The organism is Bradyrhizobium sp. USDA 4532 (genome assembly GCF_024171315.1).
Taxonomy (GTDB): Bacteria; Pseudomonadota; Alphaproteobacteria; order Rhizobiales; family Xanthobacteraceae; genus Bradyrhizobium; species Bradyrhizobium australafricanum.
Genome location: NZ_JALJZN010000001.1, coordinates 7,697,637 through 7,720,925 on the forward strand (window position 1 = coordinate 7,697,637; position 23,289 = coordinate 7,720,925).

The following is a 23,289-nucleotide window of genomic DNA, read 5'->3' on the forward strand; positions in this document are numbered from 1 at the left end:
CGCAATGACGGGGCCTAACCCCTACGCAAACACCCGGTGATCGATCACACCGTTCGGCACCACATAGCCGTAACGCGTGTTCGACGGCTCTACGCCAGCCTTCTCATACTGCGCCTTCATCATCGCAAATCGATCGCCCTTGAGGTCGAGCATCGCGCGCTTCGGCTGGATGTTGTAGAGCCGGGCGTTGTTGTCGCCGAAGATCGCCGTCTTGACCGGCCCGTCGGCGGGGCCGAGCGGTGCATAGCCGAACTTCTTCTGCATCATCTCGGGGATCTCCAGCCGCCGCAGGCCCTCGATCTGCCATTGCGGCGCGCCGGTCCACAGCGCATCGGTACCCCAGCAGATGTGGTCGACGCCGAGCCCCTTGATCAAGGTACCCATCAGCGCGGCGCAGACATTGGGCTCGGCGACCAGCGTGGTCGCGAACAATTGTCCGACGTCGCCATAGACATTGTCGACGCCGTACTGCGCCGGGATGTCGGCGAGATCCGAGGTCCAGGCGACGCGGCCGGTGCGCTCGAACTCGGCGAGCGCGACCTTCGGATCGCCGCCGACATGGCGATAGGCCGAGTGGTAGATGATGAAGTTGAGCTGCGGCCAGTCCTTGGCGGCCTTTCCGACATCGGCAACGTCGGCGAAGCCGCGCAGATTCGGATACTGCTTCTCGATCCCGGGCGGAAACAGTCCCTTGTGGACGCAGACGTTCTTGATGCCCGCCTTCACCATCTTCTCATAACCCTTGTAGGCGACTTTCTCGTCGTCCAGCCGCCAGGGGTAGCGGCTGATCTCCTTGTGGGTGTTGTCGCCGATCGTGTAGCCCTTGCAGGATTCCGGCTTCAGCGCCAATGCGGCGTCGAGCTTGTCGAGCCAGCCGGGCTGCCCGGGCGTGAAGATGGCGTGGCAGAACACGCGCCGCGAGCCGGCCTCGTCGTTCATTTTCTTGCGCGCGTCGGCCATCTGCTCGTTGGTCAGGAACCAGTCCTGCTCGATATCCGACGGCGCCGAGGAGATCAGCGCGATCTTGGTGTCGGAATCGAGAAACATCTCCTTCTTGTAGTTGTTGAACTTGAGATCCTCGATGGTCTGCTCGTGATCGTTGAGCTCCTTGTTCCAGCCGGCCTTGCCGACCGCCTTGCGCATTTCCACAAAACCCATGATGCGGGTGTCGTCGCGCAGGAAATGCGTGTGCATGTCCATGATGAACTGGTCTTTCAGGGAGTTGGCGCGCTCCTGCGCCATTGCGGGTGTCGCGGCCTCCGCCGGCGTCACGGCGAACAGCTCCCCGTAGACCTGGTTCATCGCGACGAAGCAGGCGGCCATGCCGGCCGCGGTCTGGAAGAATCTGCGGCGGTCGAGGCCCTGCTTGCCGCCGAGATCGTCGGCCATCGCGAGCAGCCGCGCCTCGACCTCGCGCTGCCGTTCATTCTGCGGGTCGGGATAGAATTCGTCGCTGGAGACGATCTGGGTCGGGATCGGCGTCTGGTGCTGGCACAGTTCGGAGGGCATCAAGGCGGCAAGTTCATCGTCGGTGAGATTGCTGCTCATTCTTCGCTCCCACTTCTCGCCGGATTTTTCCGGTCGGATCGCCGCGGAGACTAGGACCAAGTCCGCCCGTCGTCCGCGCCGTTTGCCGGAAAACGCATTCACAAAATCGTGCATCGGATTGGCGGAGGCGAGATGCGCCCGTCGCGCAACCGGACATGCCCGCTGCTATGCTCGATCGCGCCGGATCGGACGAAGAAATCCGGAAGGGAGCGAACCATGATGTCATCTGACCATTCGCGGCGCAGCATGATCAAAGGCATCGGCATTGCAACGGCAGCCGGCGTGCTCGGCGCAGCGTCGGCACAGGCCGCGACCGCGGTTCCTGCCGAAGGAGAAATATGGAGCAACGAATACTGGGCTAAGAAGGGCGACATCCCCCTGTGGATGTTCCGCAAGCGGATCGGGGCGCCGAAGCCGGGCGAGCCGGCGCGGCCCGTGGTGTTCTTCGTCCACGGCTCGTCGGTGACATCGCGGGTGTTCGACCTCACGGTGCCGGGCAAGGGCGAGTATTCGCTGCTGAACACATTTGCCCGCTACGGCTTCGATTGCTGGACCATGGACCACGAGAACTACGGCAAGTCCGGCCGCACGTCGGGCAATGCGGATATTGCAAGCGGCGTCGAGGATCTGAAGGCCGCGGTCGAGGTGATCGCGCGCGAGACCGGGCAGGGGCGATATCACTTCGTCGGCGAATCCTCGGGCGCGCTGCGGGCCGGCGCATTCGCGATGGCCGCGCCCGAGCGCATCGACCGGCTGGTGTTCGCCGCCTTCACCTACAAGGGCGAGGGCTCGCCGACGCTGGCAAAGCGCGCCGAGCAACTCGCCTATTACCGCAGTCACAACATGCGCAAGCGCGACCGCGACATGATCCGCTCGATCGCGACCCGCGACAGGCCCGGCACGTCGGACCCCGCCGTGGTCGAGCTGCTGGCCGATGTCGAGATGCAGTTCGGCGACCAGATCCCGACCGGCACCTATCTCGACATGACCGCCAATTTGCCGGTGGTGCATCCGGAGAAGGTGCTGGCGCCGGTGCTGCTGGTCCGCGGCGAATATGACGGCATCGCCGCGGTTCCGGACCTCGAGGAGTTCTTCAACAAGCTGCCGAACGGCGATCGGCAGTTCATCATCCTGCCCGGCACCGCCCATTCGGTGGCGCTTGCCACCAATCGGGAGCTGTTCTGGCATGTGACGCGGGCATTCCTGACCATGCCGACACCGATTGTGACCTGACGTCACCCTGCGGCAGGACGCCGCAAGAAAAATCGGCGCGGTGATGTCGGGACGCGGCGAGGCGGTTCGTCCTCGGGGCACAACCCGCGAAAAGGAGCGCCTTTCATGGCCAAGCCGACAATGATCTTCGTCAACCTGCCGGTCAGCAATCTCGCCCACGCGACCGCCTTCTATGAGGCGATCGGCGCGACCAAGAACGCGCAATTTTCCGACCACACCGCCTCCTGCATGGTGATCTCAGACACGATTCACGTCATGCTGCTGACGCACGACAAGTTCCGCGAATTCACCCCGAAGAAAATTGCCGACACCAAAACCACGAGCGAAGTGCTGATCTGCCTGTCCGCCGACAGCCGCGACGCGGTCGACGGCTACGTCGCCAAGGCGAAGGGCGCGGGCGGCAGCGCCGATCCGTCGCCGCAGCAGGATTACGGCTTCATGTACGGCCGCAGCTTCGAAGATCCCGATGGTCACATCTGGGAAGTGATGTGGATGGACGTCGAGGCGGCGATGAAGGCGCAGTCCGCCGCGGCGACCGCCTGATCGCATCCCGTCATCACGAGGAGCTCAGCATGTCCAAGGTATCTCCCTGCCTGTGGTTCAACGGCGAGGCCGAGGAGGCCGCGAACTTCTACGTCTCGCTGCTGCCCGGTTCGCGGATCGAGACCGTCCAGAAGAATGTCATCGACAGCCCCGGCGGAAAGGCCGGCACGGTGCTGCTGGTCGAATTCACGCTCGCCGGTCAGCGCTTCATGGCGCTGAACGGCGGGATGAGGATGGAGCATACCCACGCGGTCTCGTTCGCGATCGACTGTGTCGACCAGGCCGAGGTCGATCGCCTGTGGGACGCGTTGCTCGCGGCCGGCGGCACCGCCGAGCAGTGTGGCTGGCTGCGCGATCGCTATGGCGTCGCATGGCAGATCGTGCCGGCGGCGGTCCGCCAATATCTCGGCGGGTCCGACGCCGGCGGCGCTGCGCGCGTGATGCAGGCCGTGCTCGGGATGATCAAGCTCGATATCGAAGGTCTGCGCCAGGCCTATGAGGGCGACGCGGCGGCGTAAGGCAGGGCTTCGCTGGCACCGCCCGGCTCGCCGCCTTCGCTAAAGCTTCGGCGAGCCAGGGATTCGTGGCCTCGTCGAAGCCTTGGCGTAGACGGGACCGGGCGATCCAGCATTCCAGAGATTTCGGTGCTCGGCCGACAGGCCGCGGCGTACTCGATGCCCGCATGAAGCGGGGCATGACAGTATGGGCATCGATGGTTCCGTCACATGACCGTGGCGACGGATCGCGGATGCAGCTGATATCGTATATTTGTCACAAGCTGTGTTCCCCTCGCACCATGCTTGCCCTTTGAACACCGTATCCAAATCTCCTTCTGTTCCGCGACGTCCCGCCGCGCGCACGGCGATCGTCGCAGCAATCGTCTTCATCGTCGCCCATGTCGTGCTGCTGCTCGGGATCACGGCGCCGGACAAGCTCTATTTCGACGAGGTGCATTACGTGCCGGCGGCGCGGCAGATGCTGCTGCCGGTGCGCGAGGGCCCGATCCTCAATCCGGTGCATCCGCCGCTTGCCAAGGAGATCATCGCCCTCTCGATCAAGGCATTCGGCGATGGGCCGCTGGGATGGCGCTATCCCGCGGCGCTGTTCGGTGCGCTGGCGCTGGTCGGCGTCTATCTCGGCGGGCTTGCGCTGTTCGCGTCGCAGCAACGCGCGATCGCTGCCGCGCTGCTCGCCTTCTTCAACCAGATGCTGTTCGTGCAGTCGCGGATCGCGATGCTGGATATTTTCGCGCTCGCTTTCGGCCTGTTCGCGATCGCGGCGTTCGTCCACGGCTTCAGGCAACAGCAGCCGCAATTCGCCCTTGCGCTGGCGGGGCTGTTCGCGGGGCTTGCCAGTGCCTGCAAATGGAGCGGGCTGTTCGTGCTCGCGACCTGCATCGCGATCGTCGCTGCGATCCGCTTGATGCAGGGGTGGCGCACGCGCTTTGCCGACGCCAATGCGGAGGATTGGTACCGGCCGGAGCTGTGGCCGGATTTTCGTGTTCCGCACTTCATGGTCTGCTTCGTGCTGATCCCGGCGGCCGTCTATCTCGCGACCTTCGTGCCGCTCTACGGCCTCTCGTTCACGGATATCATGGAGGCGCAGCGTCGCATCTTTGCCGACAACACCACGGCCGCCATCGCGGGCCACACCTATATGAGCTCATGGCCGTCCTGGCCGTTCCTGGTGCGCCCGGTCTGGTACCTGTTCGAGAAGGTCGACGATGACAGGTTCGCCGCGATCGTGCTCCTCGGCAACCCGTTGGTGCTGTGGCCGGCATTGATCGCGCTGATCATTGCGCTGCGCGACTGGATCGTCGGGCGCGGCCGTGATGCATTTCTCGTGCTGGCGTTCTACCTCGGCCCGTATCTCGCCTGGGCCCTGCTGCCGCGCACGCTCGGTTTCATCTATTACTATCTCCCCGCGGCGACCACCGCGAGTTTCGTGCTGGTCTACGCCTTGACGCGCAAGGGTGCGCCGCGCTGGCTGCTGTGGGCGTTCGTTGCGGTTGGATGCGCAGGGTTTGTTGCGATGCTGCCGGTCACGGCCGCTATCATCGAGACGTCGATGGCGACGTTCAACCGCCTGATGCTGTTTCAGGGCTGGATATGACGGTCTTTAAAGCAAAGTGATCCGCCTGCCGGGCATGGCAGGCGGATCGAGGCTGCGGGAGATTACTGCGAGGCGGTCTTGGTATCCATGTTGACGACCTGCACGCGGCGATTGGTCGGGTCCATCGGCGCGCTCGGGTCCTTCGGCCGGGTCTTTCCGTAGCCGACCGTCACGAGATCCGAGCCGTTCAGGCCGTAATGCTCGACCAGAAATTTCTTGATGGTGTCGGCGCGGCGCTCCGACAGGTCCTGGTTATAGGCCTCGCCGCCGATCGCGTCGGTGTGGCCGGCGACGACGAAGGTCGAGCCCTTCATACTGGCATCGGACAGTGCCTTGCCGAGCTCCTGCACCGCCTGGGTCGAGCCCTTGCTGATGTCGGCCGAGTTGTAGTCGAAGTGGATCTCCAGATCGATCTTCGGCTTGTTCGCCGCGATGTCGGCGATCTCCTGGCGTTCAACGCGCGACAACGAACGGGTCTGCCGGTTGCGGACGGTGTTGAGGAAGCTTGCCTCCTTGGCGGAAGCCGCGAGGTCGACCTGCGTGCCGGCGGAAAGGCCGCGGGTGGCCGACTTCGGCTTCAGCGCATTGAGAATCTGTGCGGCCGGAACGGCCTCGCTGCCGGCCAGTGCGACGCCCGCCGTCATCGACAGCGCGGCGCCGATCGTCAGAAAAGACAAGGAAAAAGAGCGGGTCATGGTTTTCGTCCTCAAATGTCGGGCTAGCCAATCCGGCTTGCTGTCGTTTTGATGCTGGGAGGATAGGACCGGTTCAAAGCTCGGAATGTGATCTGGGTCACGGTTGGGTGTGCCGCCCCGCTTGCGCCAGGCAGGCAGACGGGAAGCGAGGACATCATGGCCAACGTCAATCGTGTCCTCCGCTCGATCAATGACGAAGCTGCCTCGCGCTGCGTCGATATCTTCCTTCGCCCGGACGGCAGCATCGGCTTCGAGGAATATCGGCGGGACGTCGAAGATGGCCGTGGCTGGTTTCCGGTCGGCGGTCATTCGTCCCGCATCTTCCATGGAGAAAGCGCCGCGCTCGCGGCGGCGATCGGGGACGTTCCGTGGTTGCGGCGGGTCGTCGGATCGACGTAGCCGTTCCGAATGATGCGGAGCTGATTTCCGCCGCGCGGCTCTCCACAGCTGCGCGAATCTCACTACATTGCTGGGGCAATGTCCCGCGCCGCCGAACCCCTTTCGTTGAACAATGCTGCCGCCCGCCATATCTGGCTGCGCGCGCAGCGGCTCGATACCCAGGTGCCGTTCGGCGAAGGGGCATCAGCGGTGGCGGCCGCCGTCGATCATCTCGGCTATGTGCAGATCGACACCATCAACGTGATCGAGCGCTGCCATCACCACATCCTGTTCAGCCGCATTCCGGACTACCGCCGCGCCGACCTCAAGCAGGCGCAGAGCCGGGACAAGAGCGTGTTCGAGTACTGGACGCACGCGCTGTCCTACATTCCGTCCAAGGACATCGGCTTCTTCCTGCCGGCGATGAAGGCGCACAAGCGCGAGGGCCACAAATGGTTCTCGTCGGTGACCCCGGCGGATACGCGCAAGGTGCTGCGGCTGCTTCGTGCCGGTCCGCTGACGATCCGCGACATCGATGACGACGTGCTGACCGAGAAGGAGCATCTCTGGCAGAGCCGCAAGCCCTCCAAGCGCGCGCTGCAGCTCGCCTTCTACGGCGGCGTGGTCACGATCAGCGAGCGCGCCGGCATGCTGAAGACCTATGAGTTGATGACCCGGCACTTCGGCTGGGACAAGCCGCCGAAGCCGGCCCCGGCCTCGGCCCGGACGGCCTATCTGCTCGACCGCGCGCTGCGCTCACAGGGCATCGTCAGCCTGGATTCGATCTGCCATCTCGACGCGCCGAGCAAGAAGGCGGTGCGCAGCCTGATCGAGGCGAGGGTGCGCCGCAAGGAGCTGGTGCGGATCGCGCTCGATGGCGCCGGCAAGCAGGAGCATTGGGCGCGGCCCGAGGTGCTGGACGCGACCGGCGAGGGTGATCCCACCCTGGTCCACATCCTCTCGCCGTTCGATCCGCTGATCATCCAGCGCAAGCGCACCGAGCTGTTCTTCGGCTATGGCCACCGTTTCGAGGCCTATGTGCCGAAGGAGAAGCGCCTGTTCGGCTATTTCGCGCTGCCGGTGCTGGTCGGCGACGACATCGTCGCCGCCCTCGACCTCAAGACCGACCGGCAGAACAAGAAGCTCCTGATGCAGAAATGGAGCTGGGTCGGCAACGGCAAGAAGCAGGCGGCACGCAAGGAGCTGAAGCGGCGCATCGAGGAAGAGCTCGACCGCTTCGAGCGCTTCCAGCTGGCTGAATAGGGGTGGCTCCGTCATTGCGACCCGTTGGCTCGCAATGACGCCGTGCACAAAACGCACAGGTTTCCCGTTTGCGCTGTGAGCTATGAGTTTTTGCCATTGCTCAATGTGGGGCCAGCCAATAATCCTCACGGCAAGCAACACCCGGGGAAAGCTCATGAGCCAGACAGCTACTATCGCGCCCGATCGCGGCGCCCGCAGCGAGATCGAGACGTCGACGATCCGCGCGATCTCTTGGCGGCTGATCCCGTTCCTGATCCTGGCCTACTTCTTCTCCTATCTCGACCGCGTCAATCTCGGTTTTGCTGCGCTCACCATGAACAGCGAGTTGAAGTTCTCGCCGGTGGTGTTCTCGTTCGGCGCCGGCATCTTCTTCATCGGCTATTTCATCTTCGAGGTGCCGAGCAATCTGGCGCTGGAGCGGTTCGGCGCCAGCAAGTGGATCGCCCGCATCATGGTGAGCTGGGGCATCCTCTCGGCGTTGATGGCGGCGGTCTATGACGAGCACAGCTTCTATGCGCTGCGCTTCTTCCTCGGCGTCGCCGAGGCCGGCTTCTTCCCCGGCATCATCCTCTATCTGACCTACTGGTATCCGGCCGAGTATCGTGCGCGCTTCGTCGCCGCCTTCGCGCTCGCGGTGCCGATTTCGACCGTGATCGGCGCGCCGATCTCCGGCCTGTTGCTCGGCCTCGACGGCGTGATGGGCTTGAAGGGCTGGCAGTGGCTGTTCGTCATCGAGGGCATTCCCTCGGTGCTGCTCGGCATCGTCACTTGGTTCTATCTGACTGACCGGCCGGAGAAGGCCGAGTGGCTCTCGGCCGAGCAGAAGGCGTGGCTCAAGGCGAAGCTCGACGCCGAGGTCGCGGCCAAGCAGGCGGCGAAGCATTTCACCTTGGGCGAGGCGCTGTCCTCGCCCAAGGTGCTGGCGCTCAGCGCGATCTATTTCGGTTTCGTCGCCTCGCTCTACGGCATGCAGTTCTGGCTGCCGCAGATCGTCAAGGCGTTCGGTCTGACCAACGCGCAGACCGGCTTCGTCACCGCGATCCCGTACGCATTCGGCACCGTCGCGATGATCCTGTGGGCGCGCCGTTCCGATGCCACGCGCGAGCGCGTGTTCCATGTCGGCGCGCCGCTGCTGCTGACCGCGCTGGCGCTCGGCGTCTCCAGCTACATCACCGACCCGGTCATGACGATGGTGGTGCTGACGGTCGCCGCGATCGGCGTGTTCTGCACCTTCGCGGTGTTCTGGACGCTGCCGACCGCCTGGCTCTCCGGTACTGCCGCGGCCGGCGCGATCGCGCTGATCAACTCGATCGGCAACCTCGCCGGTTTCGGCGGGCCCTATCTGATCGGCTGGGTCAAGGAGGCTACCGGCAGCACGTCGACCGGCCTGCTGGTGCTGTCGCTGTTGCCGCTCGCCGCGGGCCTGCTGGTTTTCCTCGGCAGCCATGAGACCAAGACCGAGTTCGCCGGCGCGAAGTAGCTCGCCCTCAAATCACGTGTTCCCGTAGCCCGGATGGAGCGCAGCGCAATCCGGGGAGCCGCCACCGGTGATGTCCCGGATTTCGCTCCGCTTCATCCGGGGCTACGCATTTTCCGATCTCTGCACCCGCCAAATCCGACCCCGCTCACGAATTGGTTATCACTGACGAATATTGACATTTATCAGTGATAAATCGATACTCTTCATCAGTCGTCAGCCCGATGGAGATTTCAGATGTTCGTTCGTTCCGTTTTTTCGAGCTATTACAGGCTCTTGACGGGAGCATCATTGGCTTTTGCGGTGTTCGCGCTGACCGGCTGCAATGAAAAGGCGGCTGAAAACGCCGATCCGGGGCGCCCCGTTCTGGTGGCGACCGTCCATTATGAAGCTGAAACCCCTGAGCGCAGCTTTGTCGGCACCATCAAGCCCCGTATCGAAGCCGATATGGGCTTTCGGGTCGCCGGCAAGGTGGCCAAGCGGCTGGTCGAGGTCGGACAGACAGTCGACGTCGACCAGCCCTTGGCCACCCTCGACGAGGTCGACCTGAAGCTGCAGGCCGAGCAGGCCGAGGCCGAATTCCGCGCCGCCACCGGCGTGCTGGCGCAGGCCGCCGCCGCCGAGCAGCGCGCCAAGGATCTGAAGGCGAAGGGCTGGACCACCGACGCGGCACTCGATTCCGCCAAGGCCGCCGGCGACGAGGCCCGCGCGCGGCTGAACCGTGCCGAGCGCTCGGTCGAGCTGACCAGGAATTCCCTCTCTTATGCAACGCTGGTGGCCGACACCCGGGGTGTCGTCACAGCGACCATGATCGAGCCCGGCCAGGTGGTTGCCGCGGGCCAGGCTTCGATCCGTGTCGCCCGACTTGGCGAGAAGGAAGCTGTCGTCGCGATCCCCGAGACGCTTCTTGCTCGTGCCAGGTCGGGCGTAGCCACGGTGACGCTGTGGTCGGACGCCAAGAAGAGCTATGCCGCCAGGCTGCGCGAGGTCGCGCCGCAGGCCGATCCCGCCACCCGCACCTATCTCGCAAAATTCTCGCTGCCGGACGCGGACGAGGCGGTCTCGCTCGGCATGACCGCGACGCTGACGCTGGCCGACAAGGCGAGTGAGCGCGTCGCCAAGTTGCCGCTGTCGGCGCTGTACAGCCAGGGCGGCGATCCCTCGCTCTACATCGTCGACCACAAGGGCGACATCGCGCTGAAGCCGGTCAAGGTGAAGGCCTATGAGAGCAACAACGTCGTCATCTCCGGCGGCGTCGACGATGGCGCCAAGGTGGTCGCCCTCGGTGTGCAGAAACTCGATCCGAGCCAGAAGGTGCGGGTCGTGTCGTCGCTGTCGTTCTAACCCTCGCATAGCAGCGGAAACGGTTCTGGGACTGGTCTAGAACTTGGAGAGTTCGATGAAGCGCTTCAACCTTTCAGCCTGGGCGGTCAGCCATCCGACGCTGGTGCTGTTCCTGATGATCATCCTCGCCGCCGCCGGCTTCTTCTCCTACGAGAAGCTCGGCCGCGCCGAGGATCCGTTCTTCACCGTCAAGGTGGTGAACGTCTCGGTGATGTGGCCGGGCGCGACCTCGCAGGAAATGCAGATGCAGGTCGCCGATCCGATCGAGAAGAAACTGCAGGAGCTGCCGTTCTTCGACAAGGTGCAGACCTATTCCAAGCCGGGCTTCACGGCGATGCAGGTCTCCTTCAAGGATTCGACTTCGCCGAAGGACGTGCCCTATCTCTTTTATCTGTTGCGCAAGAAGCTGGTCGACGTGCAGGGCGAGCTGCCCTCCGGCATCCTCGGTCCCGTCGTCAACGACGAATTCTCCGACGTCGATTCGATCCTCTATATGATGACCGGCGACGGCGCCAATTATGCGCAGCTCAAGAAGGTCGCGGAGGGTTTTCGCCAGCGCCTGCTGAAGGTGCCGGGCGTCACCAAGATCGATCTCTACGGCACCCAGGACGAGCGTATTTTCGTCGAGTTCTCGCATGCCAAGCTGGCGACGCTCGGCATCACGCCGCAGGCGCTGTTCGACTCGCTCGCCAAGCAGAATAACGTCACCCCGGCCGGTACCGTCGAGAGCTCGTCGCAGCGCGTGCCGCTGCGCGTCACCGGCGCGCTTGACGGCGTCAAGGCGGTTGCCGAGACGCCGGTCGAGAGCAACGGCCGCGTGTTCCGCCTCGGCGATATCGCGACCGTCAGCCACGGCTATGTCGATCCGCCGAGCTTCAAGGTGCGTCAGGAAGGCAAGCCGGCGCTCGGTATCGGCGTCGTCACCGCCAAGGGCGCCAACATCCTCGAGCTCGGCAAGGAGGTCCAGAAGGCGACCGCCGAGTTCCTGAAGGCGGTGCCGCAGGGCGTCGATATCCAGCAGATCGCCGACCAGCCCAGGGTGGTCGAGCACGCCGTCGGCGAGTTCGTGCACTCCTTCGTCGAGGCGCTCGCGATCGTGCTGTTCGTCTCCTTTGTCGCGCTCGGCTGGCGCACCGGCATCGTAGTCGCGCTGTCGGTGCCGCTGGTGCTCGGCATCGTCTTCATCGTGATGAACGCAATGTCGCTCGACCTGCACCGCATCACGCTCGGCGCGCTGATCATTGCGCTCGGCCTTCTGGTCGACGACGCCATTATCGCGGTCGAGATGATGGTGGTGAAGATGGAGCAGGGCTGGGACCGCATGAAGGCGGCGTCCTTTGCCTGGGAATCCACCGCGTTTCCGATGCTCACGGGGACGCTGGTCACGGCCGCTGGCTTCCTCCCCATCGGCTTTGCCAATTCTGCGGTCGGCGAATATGCCGGCGGCATCTTCTGGATCGTGGCGATCTCGCTGGTCGCCTCCTGGTTCGTCGCGGTGATCTTCACGCCCTATATCGGCGTCAAGCTGTTGCCCAACATCAAGGTGCACCAGAACCACGATCCGCACGCGATCTACGAGACGCGGATGTATCGCGGCCTGCGCAGCGTCGTGCAGTGGTGCGTCGATCACCGCATCAAGGTGGTGGCGGCGACCGTCGGCGTGTTCGTTGCCTCCATCGTTGCGTTCGGCCACGTCCAGCAGCAGTTCTTCCCGCTGTCGGAGCGGCCCGAGCTGTTCCTGCAGCTGCGTCTGCCCGAGGGCACCGCCTTCAACGTCACCGAGAAGGCGGTGAAGCAGGCCGAAGGGCTGCTGAAGGGCGATGACGATATCCAGACCTACACCGCCTATGTCGGCCAGGGCTCGCCGCGCTTCTGGCTCGGCCTCAACCCGCAGCTGCCGAACGAGGCCTTTGCCGAGATCGTGATCCTCGCCAAGAACGTCGAGGCGCGCGAGCGCGTCAAGGCCAAGATCGAGCAGGCCGCCGCCGACGGCGCTTTGAACGAGGCACGGGTCCGGGTCGACCGCTTCAATTTCGGTCCGCCGGTCGGCTTCCCGGTCCAGTTCCGCGTGATCGGCCCCGATGCCAACAAGGTGCGCGACATCGCCTACCAGGTGCGCGACGTCATGCGCCAGAACAAGAACGTCAAGGACGTCCAGCTCGACTGGAACGAGCAGTCGCCCTACCTGAAGCTCGCCGTCGACCAGGATCGGGCGCGTGCGCTCGGCCTGACCCCGCAGGACGTCTCGCAGGCGCTGGCGATGCTGATCTCGGGCGCGCCGGTCACCACGATCCGCGACGGCATCGAGAAGGTCGGCGTGGTCGCCCGCGCGGTGCCGTCCGAGCGGCTCGATCTCGGCCGCGTCGGCGATCTCACCATCACCACGCGCAACGGCGTCGCCGTCCCGCTGCAGCAGATTGCCAAGATCGAATATGCGCATGAGGAGCCGATCCTGTGGCGGCGCAACCGCGACATGGCGATCACCGTGCGCTCCGACGTCGTCGACGGCGTGCAGGCGCCCGACGTCACCAACCAGATCTCGCCGAAGCTGAAGGACATCCAGGCCCATCTCGAGCCAGCCTACCGGATCGAGCCGGGCGGGGCGTTCGAGGAATCCGCCAAGGGCAATGCGTCGATCTTCATCCTCTTCCCCGTGATGGTGATGGTGATGCTGACGCTGCTGATGATCCAGCTGCAGAGCTTCTCGCGCCTGTTCCTGGTGTTCCTGACCGCGCCGCTCGGCATCGTCGGCGCCTCGCTGGGGCTCAACGTCGCCAACCAGCCGTTCGGCTTCGTGGCGCTGCTCGGCCTGATCGCGCTCGCCGGCATGATCATGCGCAACGCCGTGATCCTGGTCGACCAGATCGAGAGCGACGTGGCGTCTGGCCTGACCCGGCGCGAGGCGATCGTCGAAGCCACCGTCCGGCGCGCCCGGCCGGTGGTGCTGACGGCCCTGGCCGCCATCCTCGCCATGATCCCGCTGTCGCGCTCGGCGTTCTGGGGCCCGATGGCGATCACCATCATGGGCGGTTTGTTTGTTGCGACTTTCCTGACCTTGCTGTATCTGCCGGGCCTTTACGCCCTCTGGTTCCGCAAGACCCTCGAGGAGAGCGGCTCCGAGCAAACCGATACTGCGCCGCAGCATGCCGGCGATGCGCAACGCGCATTTCCACTTGCTGAGGCGGCCGAATAATTGAAGATTGAGCAGGCCAACATGACACTGATCTCGGAACATAGCGAAACCGACACCCGCGAGCGGATTCTCGTGGTGGCGGAGCGCTTGTTCCGGCAGATCGGGTATCAGAAGACGACGGTCGCCGACATCGCCAAAGAGCTGCGGATGAGCCCCGCCAACGTGTACCGCTTCTTCGATTCGAAGAAGTCGATCCACGAGGGCGTGGCCCGCGGCCTGATGGGCGAGGTCGAGATCGAGGCCCGGCGCATCGCGCGCTCGGAAGGGCCGGCGGCGCCACGCTTGCGCCAGATGATGACGACCATCAATCGCATGAACACCGAGCGCTATGTCGGCGATTCCAAGATGCACGAGATGGTCGAGATCGCGATGCAGGAGGACTGGGACGTCTGCGTCGCGCATATGGAGTGTATCGCCTCCATTATCGGCGAGGTGATCGCGCAAGGAGCCGCGTCGGGGGAGTTCGAGATCACGGACCTGCAGCTCGCCTCGCTCTGCGCCTGCACGGCGATGATGCGGTTCTTCCACCCACAGATGATCGCCCAATGTGCCACCAAGCCGGGCCCGACCATCGACCAGATGATCGATTTCGTGATCGCCGGCCTGTCGCCGCGCGGCCGCGCCAATTGAGCGCCAGCCCTTGAGCGCCAGCACTGACATTTTCGTCAGTTGACTTCCTTGTCATTCCGGGGCGATGCGTAAGCATCGAACCCCAATGCGCAATCGCGCATTGTGGAATCTCGAGATTCCGGGTCTGGTCCTTACGGACCATCCCGGAATGACGAGGACGCAATCGTGACCGCCAAAGACCTGCATTTCTACGAGCCGAAGAACGGCCACGGCCTGAAGCACGATCCGTTCAACGCCATCGTGGCGCCGCGGCCGATCGGCTGGATCTCCTCGCGCGACAAGGGCGGCAACGTCAACCTCGCGCCCTACAGCTTCTTCAACGCCTTTTGCTACGTGCCGCCGATCATCGGCTTCTCCTCCACCAACTGGAAGGATAGCGTCGCCAACATCCAGGACACCGGCGAGTTCGTCTGGAATCTGGCGACGATGGATCTCGCCAGACACATGAATGCGACGGCGGCGCATGTCGCGCGCGATGTCGACGAGTTCAGGCTCGCGGGCCTCACGCAGGTCGCCGGCAAGCTCGTCAACGTGCCGCGGGTCGCCGAAAGCCCGGTGTCGTTCGAATGCAAGGTCAGCCAGATCGTCCAGCTCCAGGGCGCCGACGGCAAGAAGGCCGAGGCCTGGCTGACGCTCGGCGAGGTGGTCGCCGTCCACATCGACAAGGCCTTCATCAAGGACGGCGTCTACCAGACCGGCCTCGCGCATCCGATCGTCCGCGCCGGCCGCCGCGGCGACTACTTCGAGATCAAGCCGGAAAACATGTTCGAGATGATCCGGCCGGATTGAGTGCTGCTCTATCCTCCCTCTCGCCGTTCTTCACGGGGTCGAGACGAGCGAAGCTCGCTCTTAGAGGGTAGGGTGAGGGGCTGCTTCCACCAGCTGTGATGGTCGTGAGACCTGTACCCCCTCACCCGAAATTCAAGCTGCGCTTGAATTTCGACCTCTCCCCGCAAGCGGGGCGAGGTAAGGGACGTTGCTCCGCTGCGGATTCGTGCGCTCCGCAACGACGGCCCGCACCACAACAATGTGAAATTTTCGCGCACGGGGATGAAAAACCGTCACTCGCAACCTCTCCGAGAGCAGTCTAACCTCCACTCGCCAGGCCGGATCAACGGCCGGCCAACAGAGTGGGAGGATGCGATGACACGCCACGAGCGGAGCGATCCGAACGAAGAACAACGCGATCCGAATGTTTCACGGCGCACGCTGGTTCAGGGACTGGCGGTTTCCGCCGCTGCCGTAGCCAGCATCGGCAGCGCGCTGGCCCAGAACGCGCCCGCGCCGGTCGGGCCGCCGACGACGATCACCAGCCCGCCGCGCGACTTCAGTCCGCGCGGTGCGCCGACCACCTATTTCTGGGACCCCGACATCATCGCGGTCGATCCGTCCTTCAACGACCTTGCCCAGCCCAACACCTCGATCAAGCGCCTCTATACCGGCCTGTTGTGGGCGGAAGGCCCGGCCTGGAGCTCGCAGGGCCGCTATCTGCTGTGGAGCGACATCCCGAACAACCGGCAGATGCGCTGGTCGGAAGATGACGGCCATGTCAGCGTCTTCCGCATGCCGTCGAACTACTCGAACGGCAATTCGTTCGACTTCCAGGGCCGCCAGCTGTCCTGCGAGCATCTCACCCGCCGCGTGACGCGCTACGAGAATGACGGCACCGCGACCGTGCTCGCCGACAACTATCAGGGCAAGCGGCTGAACTCGCCGAACGACGTCGTCGCGCATCCGGACGGCAGCTACTGGTTCACCGATCCGCCCTATGGCGGCCAGCTCTATGAGGGCGAGCCTGATGCCGCGGGCGGCCCGAGCAATCCGGCCGGCAAGCTCAATCCCCGGATCGGCCAGCCGGCGGGCTTCGTGCCGGCCAAGCGCGAGCTGCCGACCAATTGCTACCGCATCGACCCGTCCGGCCGCGTCGATCTCGTAGTGAGCGAGGACCAGGTGCCGGACCCGAACGGCCTCTGCTTCTCGCCGGACTACAAGAAGCTCTACGTGGTCTCGACCGGCAAGGGACCGGGCGATAGCGGACCCGGCGGCAAGGGTGACGTTTTCGTGTTCGATGTCGGCGCCGACAACAAGCTTTCCAACGGCAAGCGGTTCAGCGATTTCACGATCGACGGCGTGAAGTGCGGACCGGACGGTATCCGCTGCGACGTCAACGGCAATGTCTGGTGCTCGAGCAATGCCGGCCGCGCGGTCGGGTACAGCGGCGTGACGGTGTGGTCGCCGGAAGGCAAGCTGCTCGGCCGTATCCGGCTGCCCGAGGTCTGCGGCAACATCACCTTCGGTGGTCCCAAGCGCAACCGTCTGTTCATGGCCGCAAGCCAGTCGCTCTACGCGGTCTATACCGCAACCCAGGGAGCGGGGGCCGCCTAGCTCGTCTTGCATGGGGATGGCGTCTGCGCCATCCCCCGCTACCTGATTGTCGCACCTCAGCTTTCGGAACTGAACCCGCGGCGTGCCGTTAACAAAATGGCGCCTGGGCCGCGTCAATTTCGCTTTATCTGCGAAGCGAAGTGTTCACCGGTGAACGGCACTTTCCGATAAGATCACCCATCCGCGCCGCCGTTTCATGAGGGATCCGCCATGAGCTTCCGCCGCGACTATATGACAAAACCGATCTTCTCCTGGGCGCGTGGCGTGCTGCCGACGATGTCGGACACCGAGCGCGAGGCGCTGGAAGCCGGCGACGTCTGGTGGGACGCCGATCTATTCACCGGCAACCCCGACTGGTCGAAATTGCTGGCGTTCGCGCCGGCCAGATTGACCGAGGAAGAGCAAGCCTTCCTGCACGGTCCGGTCGACGAGCTCTGCAGGATGCTCGACGAGTGGAAGATCAACTGGGAATGGCGCGATCTGCCGCCCGAGGTCTGGGCTTTCATCAAGGCCAAAAAATTCTTCGGCATGATCATCCCGAAGGAATTCGGCGGCCTCGGCTTCTCGCCCTACGCGCATTCCGAGGTGGTGCGCAAGATCTCGTCGCGCTCGCTGACCGCGGCCGTCACCGTGATGGTGCCGAACTCGCTCGGGCCCGGAGAGCTCTTGATGCGCTTCGGCACCAAGGAGCAGCAGGACAAATGGCTGCCGCGCCTCGCCTCCGGACAGGACATTCCCTGCTTCGGCCTGACCAGCCCGGAGGCAGGCTCCGACGCCGCCTCGATGATCGACACCGGCATCATCTGCAAGGGCAATTTCGAAGGCCGTGAGGTGCTCGGCTTGAGGCTCAACTGGCACAAGCGCTACATCACGCTCGGCCCGGTCGCGACGCTGCTCGGCCTTGCCTTCAAGGCCTATGATCCCGATCACCTCGTCGGCAGCGAGGAAGAGCTCGGCATCACCGTCGCGCTGATCCCGACCCATCTGCCGGGCGTGTCGATCGGCCACCGCCATCTGCCGGCGATGCAGGTGTTCCAGAACGGCCCGAACTGGGGCAAGGACGTCTTCATCCCGCTCGACTACATCATCGGCGGCGAGGCACGGCTCGGTCAGGGCTGGAAGATGCTGATGACGGCGCTTGCCGCCGGCCGCGGCATCTCGCTGCCGTCGCTGTCGGCGGCCGGCGCTGCCTATGCCGCGCGGACCACCGGCGCCTATGCCCGCGTCCGCGAGCAGTTCGGCATCTCGATCTCGAAATTCGAAGGCATCGAGGAGCCGCTCGCGCGTATCGCCGGCACGGCCTATCTGCTCGACGCCGCACGGCGGCTGACCTGCGCCGCACTGAACGAGGGGCATCATCCCGCCGTCATCTCCGGGATCATGAAGTTGCACGCCACCGAGCGGATGCGGATCGCGATCGATGACGCCATGGACATCCATGGCGGCAAAGCCGTGATCGACGGGCCGCAGAATTATCTCGGCGGGCTCTACCGCTCGGTGCCGGTCGGCATCACGGTCGAGGGCGCCAACATCCTGACCCGCAATCTGATCGTGTTCGGGCAGGGCGCGATCCGCGCGCATCCCTATCTGTTGCTGGAGATGAACGCGCTCGGCGAGACCGACCGCGACAAGGGTCTGACCGCGTTCGACACCGCGTTCTGGAAGCATGTCGGCCACAGCTTTGCAACCATGTTCCGCGCCTGGGGCCGCAGCTGGAGTTTTGGGATGTTCGCACCGGCGCCGGATGCCGGCGATGCGACCGAGTTCTATCGCCAGCTGTCGCGCTATTCGTCGGCGTTCGCGCTGTGCGCCGACATGGCGCTGCTCACCCTCGGCGGCGCGCTGAAGCGCAAGGAGATGCTCTCGGCACGCTTCGGCGACATCCTGTCCGAGCTGTATTTGCTCTCCGCTGCTTTGAAACGCTGGCAGGACGAGGGCCGGCAGAAGGCGGATCTTCCCGCGCTCGAATGGTGCATGGCATCCGGCTTCAAGACCATCGAGAACCGCTTTGCGGAAATCTTCGCCAATCTGCCGAACCGCCCGATGGCTTGGCTGCTGAAATTCCTGATCCAGCCGTTCGGCGCCCGCGTCACGGGCCCGACGGACCGCGTCGTGCAGCAATGCGCGCAGCTCGTGCTGTCGCCGTCGGCGGCGCGCGACCGCCTGACGCCGGACCTCGCCTTTGTCGAGGATGACGGCGGCATCGCAAGGCTGGAGAAAGCCTTCCGCCTCGTCACCGAGGCCGAGGATGCCGCTAAGCAGCTGCGCGCGGCGCGTCTGCATGACTGGAAGGAGGCGGTCAAGAAGGGCGTTATCACCGAGGCCGACGGCGAGAAGCTTGCCGCCGCCCACGAGGCCGTCGCCAAAGTCATCGAGGTCGATGATTTTGCGCCGGAGGCGCTGTCCCCGATTTACAAGAAATCCGCCGACGTGCATCAGTTCTTCCAGGAGCTTGGTGAGCAGAGGGCGGCGAGCTGATGGCGCGACCAGTCTTTATCGTCGACGGCAGCCGGACGCCGTTCCTGAAGGCGCGCTCCGGTCCCGGCCCGTTCACCCCGGTCGATCTTGCCGTACAATGCGGCCGGCCGCTGCTGGCACGGCAGCCTTTCGCGCCCACCGCCTTCGACCAGGTCATCCTCGGCTGCGTCAACGTGATCGCCGACGAGATGAACCCGGCACGGGTTGCGGCGCTCAGGCTCGGCATGGGCGAACAGATGGTCGCCTTCACGGTGCAGATCAATTGCGGCTCCGGCATGCAGTCGATCGACACCGGCTATCGCTACATCCGCGAGGGCATCTCCGACCTGATCCTCGCCGGCGGTGCCGAAGCCTTGAGCCACGCGCCGCTGGTCTGGCCCAATTCCGGCGTGCGCTGGTTTGCCGGCTTCGCCGGCGCCAAGGGGCTCGGCGCCAAGATCGCCGCGGCGCTGAAGGTGAAGCCGAGCTACTTCAAGCCGATCATCGGCCTCGAGCGCGGGCTGACCGACCCGATCACCGAGCTCAACATGGGGCAGACCGCCGAGAAGGTCGGTCATCTCTTCGGCATCACCCGCGCCCAGTCCGATGCATATGCTGCCGAGAGCCATCAGCGGCTGGCCAACGCGCAGAAGCAGGGCTTTCTCAAGGGCGAGGTCGAGACCGCGTTCTCCGGCGACGGCAAGTTCTTCGACCATGACGACGGTGTCCGCCCGGACTCGACCCCCGAGACCCTGGCGAAGCTGAAGCCGGTGTTCGAGCGTCCGTGGGGCCAGGTCACCGCCGGCAATTCCTCGCAGATCACCGACGGCGCCTCCTGGGTGATCCTGGCGTCCGAGAAGGCGGTGGCCAAGCACGGGCTGACGCCGAAGGCCGTCATCCTCGACAGCCAATGGTCGGCGCTCGATCCCTCGATCATGGGCCTCGGCCCGGTGCTCTCGGCGAGCGCGCTGCTCAAGCGCAATAGCCTGACCTTGCAGGATGTCGAGACCTGGGAGCTGAACGAGGCCTTCGCCACCCAGGTGCTGGGCTGCCTCGCGGCATGGAACGACGAAAAATTCTGCCGCGAGATCCTTGGCCTCGATGGCGCGGCCGGCGAGATCGACCGCGCGAAGTTGAACGTCGACGGCGGCGCGATCAGCCTCGGCCATCCGGTCGGCACCAGCGGCAACCGCATCGTGCTGCATCTGGTCAATGCGATGAAGCGGCTCGGCGCCAGGCGCGGCGTCGCCACCGAATGCATCGGTGGCGGGCAGGGCGGCGCGATGTTGATAGAGACGGTGTGATCATGGATTCACGGATCATGGACGTTCTCGCCGATCGCGTGCTCGAACTCGGGCCGAAGCCTGCCGCCGACAGTCCCTACAAGAATTTCAAGCTGACGCGCGATGACGACGGTATCGCCTGGCTGCTGTTCGACCGCGCCGGCGCCAGCGCCAACACGCTGTCCGCCGATCTACTCGAGGAGCTCGATGCTATCGTCGCGGCGCTGGAGAACCAGCGGCCGACGGGTCTCGTGGTGCGCTCGGCCAAGCCAAGCGGCTTCATCGCCGGCGCTGACGTCAATGAGTTTTGCGGCGCCAGCGATTCCAGCGCGGTCGAGACCGCGATCGGCCGCGCCCATGCGGTGATCGACCGGCTCGAGGCGCTGCGCGTGCCCTCGGTCGCCGTCATCCACGGCTTCTGCCTCGGCGGCGGCCTCGAGGTCGCGCTGGCCTGCCAGATGCGGATCGCGATCGACGATGCCAGGTTCGGTTTCCCAGAGGTGATGCTCGGCCTGCATCCAGGTCTTGGCGGCACCGTGCGCTTCACCGAGCTGGTCAACCCGATGCAGGCGATGACCTTGATGCTGACCGGCAAGACCATCGACGCGCGCCGCGCCAAGGCGCTCGGCCTGGTCGACGCCGTCACCCAGGAGCGCCATGTCCGCAACGCGTCGAAGGATGCGGTGTTCGGCCGGCTGAAGCGCGCCAGGCCGGGCGCGCTCAACTCGATTCTCAATCTTGGTCCGGTCAGGGGCTTCCTCGCCTCGCGGATGCGCAGCGAGGCCGAGAAGGCCGCGCCGCGCAAGCATTACCCGGCGCCCTATGCGCTGATCGATCTGTGGGAGAAGCACGCCGGCAACCGCTCGGCGATGCTGAATGCGGAGAAGGCCTCGTTCGCCAATCTGATGGTGACGCCGACCGCGCAGAACCTGATCCGTGTGTTCTTCCTGCGAGAGCAGATGAAGAAGCTCGCCGGCAGCGGCAACAAGGTTGCGCACGTCCATGTCATCGGCGCCGGCGCGATGGGCGGCGATATCGCGACCTGGTGCGCCAACCAGGACATGCTCGTGACCTTGGCCGACATGAAGGCCGAGCCGATCGCGGGCGCCATGAAACGAGCGTCAGAGTTGTTCGGCAAGATCATGCGCAAGCGGATCGACCAGCGCGACGCGCTCGACCGGCTGATCCCCGACATGGACGGCGACGGCGTCCGCAATGCCGATCTGATCATCGAGGCGGTGCCGGAAAAGCTCGAGCTGAAGCAGAAGGTCTATGCCTCTCTCGAGCCGAAGATGAAGCCCGGCGCGATCCTCGCCACCAATACGTCGAGCATCCCGCTGCAGGATCTGCGCACCACGCTGGCACGGCCGGAGCGGCTGCTCGGCCTGCACTTCTTCAATCCGGTGTCGCGGCTGCAACTCGTCGAGGTCGTCAGCCATGACGGCACCGATGCGGCGATGCTCAAGGAGGCGCTCGCGTTCGTCGGCGCCATCGACCGCCTGCCGCTGCCGGTGAAGAGCTCGCCGGGCTTCCTCGTCAACCGCGCGCTGACGCCCTACATGCTGGAAGCGATGATGATGCTGGACGAGAAGACCGACCAGCGCCTGATCGACGCAGCCGCCGTCGAGTTCGGCATGCCGATGGGGCCGATCGAACTCGCCGACCAGGTCGGCCTCGATATCTGCCTCGATGTCGGCGACATGCTACGCTCGAAGTTCGGCGACACGCTGCCGCCGACGCCTGCATGGTTGCGTGAAAAAGTCGCCAAAGGCGAGCTCGGCCGCAAGACCGGCAAGGGCTTCTACACCTGGAAGGACGGCAAGGCGGAAAAGGCGCCGCTGCCGGAGACCGGTCCCCGGGTCACCGATGAGATGATCGACCGCCTGGTGCTGCCGATCTCGAATGTCTGCGTCGCCGCCTTGCGCGAAGGCATCGTCGACAATCCCGATATGGTCGACGGCGCGATGATCTTCGGCACCGGCTATGCCCCGTTCCGCGGCGGCCCGCTCAACTATGCGCGCAGCCGCGGCGTCGACAATGTGGTGTCGGCCATGCAGGCCTTGATGCGCAAGTTCGGCGGACGATTTGCGCCGGATCCCGGCTGGGAGGCATTCAAGTGAGCGATTCGCAAGTGACCGGCTCGCAAGTGACCGACGCCCACGCTCACGCGCCGCTGAGCAACGACGCCGAGCCGAAGGGCGATCTCTGCATCCGCACGCTGGCGATGCCGGCCGACACCAATGCCAATGGCGACATCTTCGGCGGCTGGCTGCTCAGCCAGATGGATCTCGGTGGCGGCGTGTTCGCCTCCAAGGTGGCGAAGTCGCGCACCGTGACGGTCGCGATCGACGCGATGAACTTCCGCAAGGCGGTCAATGTCGGCGATCTCGTCTCCGTCCACGCCAATCTGGTGCGCATCGGCCGCACCTCGATCACGGTGCATCTCGAGGCCTGGGTGCTGCGCCGCCGCGAGCAGCAGTCGATCCTCGTCACCGACGGCAATTTCACCTATGTCTCGATCGACGAGCAGGGCCATCCGCAACCGATTCAGCGCGACGGCGCGACGATCGAAACCTGACATCCTCCGCGCGCCAGTGCCGCTGATTCGGTGGGAAAGGAAACGCGTCGAAACTGAGTCCGGAGCGTGGTTTGATTGCAAAAACCCGGAGTTTTTGGCGCTTCGCCGCGCAAAATAATCGAGGAACAAACAGCCAGCGACTCCGTTGTCGGGCCGAAGTCAAACCGAGG

General features: G+C 64.7%; 18 protein-coding genes. 16 read left to right on the plus strand and 2 right to left on the minus strand.

Annotation, left to right across the window (positions count from 1 at the left end):
• Nucleotides 1-21 precede the first annotated feature (21 nt).
• On the minus strand, nt 22-1,548 hold the full coding sequence (locus J2R76_RS35515) for an amidohydrolase family protein (RefSeq protein WP_253625554.1): 1,527 nt from the start codon (nt 1,546-1,548) through the stop codon (nt 22-24).
• A 216-nt stretch (nt 1,549-1,764) separates the two neighbouring features.
• Between J2R76_RS35515 and J2R76_RS35520 the strand changes: the two genes are divergently transcribed.
• The 4 genes from J2R76_RS35520 (at nt 1,765) to J2R76_RS35535 (ending at nt 5,436) form a co-directional block, all read left to right on the plus strand.
• Nucleotides 1,765-2,781, plus strand: a complete 1,017-nt coding sequence (locus tag J2R76_RS35520) for an alpha/beta hydrolase (protein ID WP_253625555.1) — start codon at nt 1,765-1,767, stop codon at nt 2,779-2,781.
• Between the two features lie 105 nt (nt 2,782-2,886).
• Nucleotides 2,887-3,324, plus strand: coding sequence for a VOC family protein (locus tag J2R76_RS35525; RefSeq protein WP_225158606.1), 438 nt, complete (start codon nt 2,887-2,889; stop codon nt 3,322-3,324).
• Nucleotides 3,325-3,353: 29 nt separating this feature from the next.
• The gene (locus tag J2R76_RS35530) at nt 3,354-3,842 is read left to right on the plus strand and encodes a VOC family protein (RefSeq protein WP_141340500.1); all 489 of its coding nucleotides are present in this window, start codon (nt 3,354-3,356) and stop codon (nt 3,840-3,842) included.
• A 289-nt stretch (nt 3,843-4,131) separates the two neighbouring features.
• Nucleotides 4,132-5,436: a phospholipid carrier-dependent glycosyltransferase gene (locus J2R76_RS35535; protein ID WP_253625556.1), complete on the plus strand. Its 1,305-nt coding sequence runs from the start codon at nt 4,132-4,134 to the stop codon at nt 5,434-5,436.
• Nucleotides 5,437-5,498: 62 nt separating this feature from the next.
• Here the strand turns inward: J2R76_RS35535 and J2R76_RS35540 are convergent, their stop codons facing one another.
• Complete coding sequence (locus tag J2R76_RS35540) at nt 5,499-6,131, minus strand: OmpA family protein (RefSeq protein ID WP_057016944.1); 633 nt, start codon at nt 6,129-6,131, stop codon at nt 5,499-5,501.
• 156 nt (nt 6,132-6,287) lie between these two features.
• Between J2R76_RS35540 and J2R76_RS35545 the strand changes: the two genes are divergently transcribed.
• The 12 genes from J2R76_RS35545 (at nt 6,288) to J2R76_RS35600 (ending at nt 23,119) form a co-directional block, all read left to right on the plus strand.
• A complete protein-coding gene (locus tag J2R76_RS35545; protein ID WP_057017018.1) occupies nt 6,288-6,530 on the plus strand; it encodes a hypothetical protein in 243 nt (80 codons plus the stop codon).
• A gap of 78 nt (nt 6,531-6,608) precedes the next feature.
• Nucleotides 6,609-7,772, plus strand: coding sequence for a winged helix-turn-helix domain-containing protein (locus J2R76_RS35550; RefSeq protein WP_057016945.1), 1,164 nt, complete (start codon nt 6,609-6,611; stop codon nt 7,770-7,772).
• Between the two features lie 154 nt (nt 7,773-7,926).
• A complete protein-coding gene (locus tag J2R76_RS35555; protein WP_253625557.1) occupies nt 7,927-9,252 on the plus strand; it encodes an MFS transporter in 1,326 nt (441 codons plus the stop codon).
• A 234-nt stretch (nt 9,253-9,486) separates the two neighbouring features.
• A complete protein-coding gene (locus tag J2R76_RS35560; protein ID WP_253625558.1) occupies nt 9,487-10,593 on the plus strand; it encodes an efflux RND transporter periplasmic adaptor subunit in 1,107 nt (368 codons plus the stop codon).
• Between the two features lie 55 nt (nt 10,594-10,648).
• Entirely contained in the window at nt 10,649-13,786 is a 3,138-nt protein-coding gene (locus J2R76_RS35565) for an efflux RND transporter permease subunit (protein ID WP_057016948.1), read from the plus strand.
• Nucleotides 13,787-13,807: 21 nt separating this feature from the next.
• Nucleotides 13,808-14,416, plus strand: coding sequence for a TetR/AcrR family transcriptional regulator (locus tag J2R76_RS35570; RefSeq protein WP_253625559.1), 609 nt, complete (start codon nt 13,808-13,810; stop codon nt 14,414-14,416).
• A gap of 165 nt (nt 14,417-14,581) precedes the next feature.
• Nucleotides 14,582-15,205 carry a flavin reductase family protein gene (locus tag J2R76_RS35575; RefSeq protein WP_057016949.1) on the plus strand — a complete coding sequence of 208 codons (624 nt, stop codon included), beginning with the start codon at nt 14,582-14,584 and terminating at the stop codon, nt 15,203-15,205.
• A gap of 354 nt (nt 15,206-15,559) precedes the next feature.
• Nucleotides 15,560-16,801, plus strand: coding sequence for an SMP-30/gluconolactonase/LRE family protein (locus J2R76_RS35580; protein ID WP_168857240.1), 1,242 nt, complete (start codon nt 15,560-15,562; stop codon nt 16,799-16,801).
• A 210-nt stretch (nt 16,802-17,011) separates the two neighbouring features.
• Entirely contained in the window at nt 17,012-19,279 is a 2,268-nt protein-coding gene (locus tag J2R76_RS35585; RefSeq protein ID WP_253625560.1) for an acyl-CoA dehydrogenase, read from the plus strand.
• Nucleotides 19,279-20,562 carry an acetyl-CoA C-acetyltransferase gene (locus J2R76_RS35590; protein ID WP_253625561.1) on the plus strand — a complete coding sequence of 428 codons (1,284 nt, stop codon included), beginning with the start codon at nt 19,279-19,281 and terminating at the stop codon, nt 20,560-20,562. The genes J2R76_RS35585 and J2R76_RS35590 overlap by 1 nt, the downstream gene beginning before the upstream one ends.
• Nucleotides 20,563-20,564: 2 nt before the next feature.
• Nucleotides 20,565-22,661 carry a 3-hydroxyacyl-CoA dehydrogenase NAD-binding domain-containing protein gene (locus tag J2R76_RS35595; RefSeq protein ID WP_253625562.1) on the plus strand — a complete coding sequence of 699 codons (2,097 nt, stop codon included), beginning with the start codon at nt 20,565-20,567 and terminating at the stop codon, nt 22,659-22,661.
• Nucleotides 22,658-23,119 (plus strand): acyl-CoA thioesterase, encoded by a 462-nt coding sequence (locus J2R76_RS35600; protein ID WP_057016954.1) that lies wholly within the window; start codon nt 22,658-22,660, stop codon nt 23,117-23,119. The genes J2R76_RS35595 and J2R76_RS35600 overlap by 4 nt, the downstream gene beginning before the upstream one ends.
• Nucleotides 23,120-23,289: the final 170 nt, after the last annotated feature.